The sequence below is a fragment of the Streptomyces sp. NRRL B-24085 genome (assembly GCF_001282115.1).
GTDB lineage: Bacteria > Actinomycetota > Actinomycetes > Streptomycetales > Streptomycetaceae > Streptomyces.
Genome location: NZ_LJBR01000391.1, coordinates 1 through 5179, shown reverse-complemented (window position 1 = coordinate 5179; position 5179 = coordinate 1). Strand labels below are relative to the sequence as shown.

The 5179-nt window shown below is 71.2% G+C and carries 5 protein-coding genes; 4 read left to right on the top strand and 1 reads right to left on the bottom strand.

The genetic code is table 11. The annotated features are described in order from the left end of the window. Positions 1 to 92: 92 nt before the first annotated feature. The 3 genes from AOJ26_RS34110 to AOJ26_RS34100 are packed head-to-tail and all read left to right on the top strand — an operon-like array spanning position 93 to position 1456. Positions 93 to 515 (top strand): roadblock/LC7 domain-containing protein, encoded by a 423-nt coding sequence (locus AOJ26_RS34110; RefSeq protein ID WP_007385469.1) that lies wholly within the window; start codon positions 93 to 95, stop codon positions 513 to 515. 1 nt (position 516) lies between these two features. Then, entirely contained in the window at positions 517 to 876 is a 360-nt protein-coding gene (locus tag AOJ26_RS34105; protein WP_053852240.1) for a DUF742 domain-containing protein, read from the top strand. Then, positions 863 to 1456: a GTP-binding protein gene (locus AOJ26_RS34100; protein ID WP_053852239.1), complete on the top strand. Its 594-nt coding sequence runs from the start codon at positions 863 to 865 to the stop codon at positions 1454 to 1456. Before AOJ26_RS34105 ends, AOJ26_RS34100 begins: the two co-directional genes overlap by 14 nt. A gap of 133 nt (positions 1457 to 1589) precedes the next feature. On the opposite strand, the gene AOJ26_RS34095 is transcribed toward AOJ26_RS34100, so the two are convergent. After that, the gene (locus AOJ26_RS34095) at positions 1590 to 2555 is read right to left on the bottom strand and encodes an ABC transporter substrate-binding protein (protein ID WP_053852238.1); all 966 of its coding nucleotides are present in this window, start codon (positions 2553 to 2555) and stop codon (positions 1590 to 1592) included. A gap of 368 nt (positions 2556 to 2923) precedes the next feature. On the opposite strand from AOJ26_RS34095, the gene AOJ26_RS34090 reads away from it, so the two are divergent. Next, on the top strand, positions 2924 to 5179 hold a 2256-nt coding region (locus tag AOJ26_RS34090), incomplete at its 3' end, for a sensor histidine kinase (protein ID WP_053852237.1).

Below are 5179 nucleotides of genomic sequence, written 5' to 3'. Positions count from 1 at the left end.
GCGACGGGCCGGCCCCGACGGGACCCGTGCCCCGCAGGACCGGCCCGTCGCCGCCCGTACTCCCCACACCGATCGCTCATGAAGGACACGCCATGACACGCCCCACCCCCGCCACGCACACCCAGCTCGACCAACTGCTCACCGGACTCGTGGAGCGGGTCGCCGACGTGACGCAGGCTGTCGTGCTCTCCGAGGACGGGCTGGTCGTCAGCAAGTCCACCGGCTTCCTGCGCGACGACGCCGAGCGGCTGGCGGCGACCGCGTCCGGTCTGATGAGCCTGAGCAAGGGCGTCAGCATGGACTTCCGGGGCGGCCCGGTGCGCCAGGCGCTCATCGAGATGGCCAACAGTTTCCTGGTCCTCACCTCCGCGGGCCCCGGCGCCCACCTCGTGGTCCTCACGGGGCCGAACGCCGACGTCGGCGTGGTGGCGTACCAGATGAACATGCTGGTGAAGAAGATCGGCGAGCACCTCAGCGCGGCACCGCGGGCCGGCATCGGCCCCACCGGCGGGTGAGGTGACCGACAGTGACGCGTCGGGGCGGCTGGTACGACCGTTCGCCCTGACCGGCGGACGGACCCGGCCCAGCCGCGCCGACTTCACCCTCATCACGACGGTGACCGCGGTCGCCCCGCCCCCGGAAGGGGCCCCGCGCCCGCAGGCCGAGCAGACCCGCATCCTGCGCCGGTGCGCCCGCCCGGTCGCCGTGGCGGAACTGGCCGCGCTGCTCGACCTCCCGGTCAGCGTGGTCGTGATCATGCTGTGCGACCTCCTGGAGGAGGGCCTGATCACCGCGCACCCGCCGCGCCCTGTCTCACCCCGCGCTCCGGACCTGGACCTGTTGCAGAAAGTGAGGGAAGGCCTTGGCCGGCTCTGACACGCTCGCCACCGGGACGGCCGGTACGCCCGCCGCACCCGACACCGTGAAGATCCTCATCGCCGGGGGCTTCGGGGTCGGCAAGACCACCATGGTCGGGTCGGTCAGCGAGATCACCCCGCTGCGCACGGAGGAGCCCCTCACGGTCGCGGGCCTGGACGTGGACGACCTCGCCGGGATCGAGGAGAAGCGGGCCACCACGGTGGCCATGGACTTCGGCCGGATCACCATCAGCGACGAACTGGTGCTCTACCTCTTCGGCACGCCGGGGCAGCAGCGGTTCTGGTTCATGTGGAACGACCTCGCCGTCGGTGCCCTGGGCGCGGTCGTCCTCATCGACGTCCGGCGCCCGGAGTCGAGCTTCGCCGCCGTGGACTTCTTCGAACGCCGGCGCATCCCCTTCGTCGTCGCCGTGAACGGCTTCGACGGCCGGCACCCCTACCCGGCCGAGGACATCAGGGAGTCCCTCGCCCTCCCGGAGGCCGTCCCGGTGGTCCTGTGCGACGCCCGCCGCCGCGAGTCCTCCCGGGACGTCCTGATCACTCTCCTGGACCTCCTGATCGCGGCGGCGGTCGACTAGCCGCCCTGGACACCGACCGCGGCAGGCCCCCTCGCGTCCCCCTCCACGGCCCGGAGTCCCGCACATGACGCCGGGCCCGGCGCGGAGTGACTCCGCGCCGGGCCCGGTTCGATCCGTCCGGCCGTGCCTGCCGTCAGCCGAGGCCGTTGGACTTCAGCCAGGCCTTGGCCACGTCCAGCGGGTCCTTGTTGTCGAGCTGGACCTGGGAGTCCATGTCGAGGAGCGCCTTCGTGTCCAGCTTCGCCGAGACCGCGTTCAGGGCGGCCACGCCCTCCTGGCTGAGACCGGACTTGTAGACCAGCGGGGTCACGTTCGCGAAGCCGAAGAGGTTCTTCGGGTCCTGGAGGACGACGAACTTCTCCTTGGTGATGGTCGGGTCGGTCGTGAAGATGTCCGCGGCCTGGACGGTGTTCTTCTTCAGCGCCGCCTGGGTGAGCGGGCCGCCCGCGTCGAGGGCCTTGAAGGACTTGAACTTCAGGCCGTACTGGGACTCGAGGCCGAGCAGCCCCTGCTGCCGGGTCTGGAACTCCGGCGAGCCGCCGATGACCAGCTCCGGGGCGATGTCCTTGAGGTCGGCGAGCGTGGACGAGGCCGTCAGGTTGTACTTCTTCGCGGTGTCCGCGTTGACCGAGACGGAGTCCTTGTCCTCGGCCGGCGCCGAGTCGAGCAGCGTCAGCTTGGAGTCGAGCTTGGCCTTGACCGCGGCGTTCACGGACTCGGCGGACTTCTGCGCCGCGTCCTTGTCCAGGTAGGCGAGCAGCGAACCGTTGTACTCGGGCAGGACGGTGATGGAGCCGTTCTTGAGCAGCCCGTACGTGGTCTCGCGGCTGCCGATGTTGGGCTTGTAGGTGACCTTGATGCCCTTGGCCTTCAGGGCCTCGCCGTAGATGTCGGCGAGCAGGATGCTCTCGGCGAAGTTGTTCGAGCCGACGACGACCGTGTCGCCGCTCGCGGCGCCTCCCGTGTCCTCGCTCAGCGGGTCGGAGGAGTCGTCGGAGGACCCGCACCCGGCCAGCAGCACCGTGGCGGCGGCGAGCGCGACGGCGGCCACGCCGGGGTTCTTCCTGAGGGACCTGCGGTGTGCGGCGGTGTAAGTCACGATTTCCGTTCCGGAACTCAGGGGCTGCCAAGGGGTTCAGGGCGTTCGTGCGGGGAAGCCCTTGCACTGATCCAATCCAGCCCGTTCCAGCCCAGTCAAGAGCGGCCTGGTCACAATTGGCCTCTACTCGTAGTCGGTTGTGAAGGAAGCGCAAAACCGGCACGCGGGGAGCGACCCGGGTTGTAACGGATTCTTGACTCAGGGCGGCCACAAGCGCTGTCCGAAGAGGCTGTAGTCTCGCCGCAGTTGGCGCCGGTCACACAGGCGTGCGGGAGCCACTCTGGTGTCCCTACGCACCGTCCCGTAGCGATCAGAATCGGTCAGAAGCGTTCACGCGCGTCGGCCGAGACACCCACGAAGGAGGGCTGGTGTCCACGAACGAGGTGGACGCGTCCACCCGGTCGGCACCACCGCCGGACCGGGACGGTGCACGCGGCAACCGGGGGCTGCGGGACTTCGCCGAGCGCTGGCCGTTCCGGCGCAAGCTGAACGTCCTGGTGGGTGTGCCGCTCGCGGTGGTCGCCGCACTGCTGGCCTATCTCTTCGCCGACCAGGTCGGCCAGTCCCGGGACGCCTCGGACGCGGCCCAGTTGGTGCGGGACAGCGCCCAGGTGGCCAAGCTGGTCGGGCAGTTGGAGGCCGAGCACCAGCAGGCCGTCCTGCTCTCCGTGCGCCACCAGTCCAGCCGGGAGGGCGAGGCGCCCTCGCAGTCCGCCTACCGCGAGGCGCAGATCCGCGTGGACAACCAGGTCGAGAAGGTCCTGGAGGTCTTCGGCGGCCGGCTGCCGCAGGAAGAGGCCGAGGCCCTGCGCGAGGTCGACGGCCTGGAGGACCTGCGCAACACGATCGAGAGGTCCTACCTGCCCGCCGACAACATCGACCCGGCCTACAGCGACGCCGCCAAGGGCCTGATCGACGGCCTCGGGCTCGACCGCAACCCGGCCCTCGCCGCCACCTTCACCGGCAACCTGCTCGACTCGCTGCTGCGCGCCGACGCCGCGCACGGCGCCTTCGAGACCGGGGTCTTCTCCGCGACGACCGGCGACTCCAACGCCCTCATCGAGCTGATCGGCGCGATCGGCTCCTTCGACGAGTACACCCACCAGGTCGAACGCTTCGGCCGGTTCGCCACCCCGGCGCAGTCCGAGGAACTCGGCGACATCGAGCACAACAGGGCCCAGGCGACGATCGCCCGCCAGTACGCCGAGCTCCAGATCGACCCCGGCTCGCTCCAGGCGGACACCCCGGCCGAGATCAAGGAAGCCTTCCAGACGGCGCTCGACTCCTACCCGGACTACCGCACCCAGGCCCGGACCCGGCTGAAGACCACCACTTCGCTCATCGACCAGATCGCCGACCGCGCCGACACCGCCTCCCGGGACGCGCGCTCGAACGCCGCCTGGCTGCTCGGGTCGACCCTGCTGGGCTTCGTGCTCTGGCTCGCCTTCTCGGTGGCCGTGCGGCGCTCGGTGGTGCGTCCGGTGCAGGCGCTCACCGGTGCCGCCCGGCAGGTCGCCGAGGTGGCGGGCCGTGAGCTGGCCCGGGTGGCCGACGACGACACCGAGGACACCGGGACACCGCGGCTCCAGGAGATGCCGGTCACCGCGAAGGACGAGATCGGTGACCTCGCCGACGTGTTCAACCAGGTGCAGACCACCGCGGTCGCGCTCCTCGAACGCCAGGTGCTCAGCCGCCGCAACGTCGCCGAGATGTTCGGCAACGTGGGCCGCCGGGTCAGCAACCTGACGACCCGCCAGTTGGCCCTGATCGACGCGGTCGAGCGCGGCGAGACCGACCCGGCGCTGCTGGAACGCCTCTACAGCATCGACCACATCGCGGTCCGCCTGCGCCGCAACGCCGACAGCCTGATGCTGCTCGCCGGCATCCGCGAGACCGTCCTCGACTCGGGGCCGCTCGCCCTCACCAACGTGGTCCGTGCCGCGCTCGGCCAGATCGAGGGCTTCCAGCGGGTCTCCCTCCAGGCCGGCACGGAGGTCATGGTCGAGCCGGACATCATCGGCGACCTCACCCTGATGGTGGCCGAACTCGTCGAGAACGCCGTGTCGTTCTCGCCGGCCGGCAGCCCCGTCGAGGTGATCGTCAAGGACAGTCACGAAGGCGCGCTGGTCGTGATCTCCGACCACGGTCTCGGCATGAGCCCGGAGCGCCTGGCGGAGGAGAACGCCCGCCTCATCCGCCGCGAACGCCTCGACCTCGTCCCGACGAAGGTGCTCGGCCTGTTCGTGGTGGGCACCCTGGCCCGCCGCTGGGAGGTCGGCGTGGTCCTCTCCCGCACCCCGGGCGGCGGTGTGACGGCCGAGATCACCATTCCCTCCTCCCTCCTGCTGACGATGAGCCCGGTGGCCTCCGCGGTCCCGGCGGCCACCGCCCCGGAAGCGCCCGCGGCACCGGCCGGGACCGCGGAGGCCGGCACGGACACGACACCGCCCCCGGATCCGGCCCGGCCGACAGGTCCTACGGCCGCACGGTCCGACTCCGGCCAGGAGGCGCCCACCGGCCCGACGACCCGGCGTACCGCGCCCCCGGCGCCCGGCGTCGCGGTGGCCGCCGCCACCGACGGTGAGCACGCCCCGCTCCCCCGCCGGATGCCGTCTCGCGGGGCG

Excerpts from the sequence above, each read along its gene's own strand:
- AOJ26_RS34110 (WP_007385469.1), top strand. The coding sequence starts at position 93 with ATGACACGCCCCACCCCCGCCACGCACACCCAGCTCGACCAACTGCTC.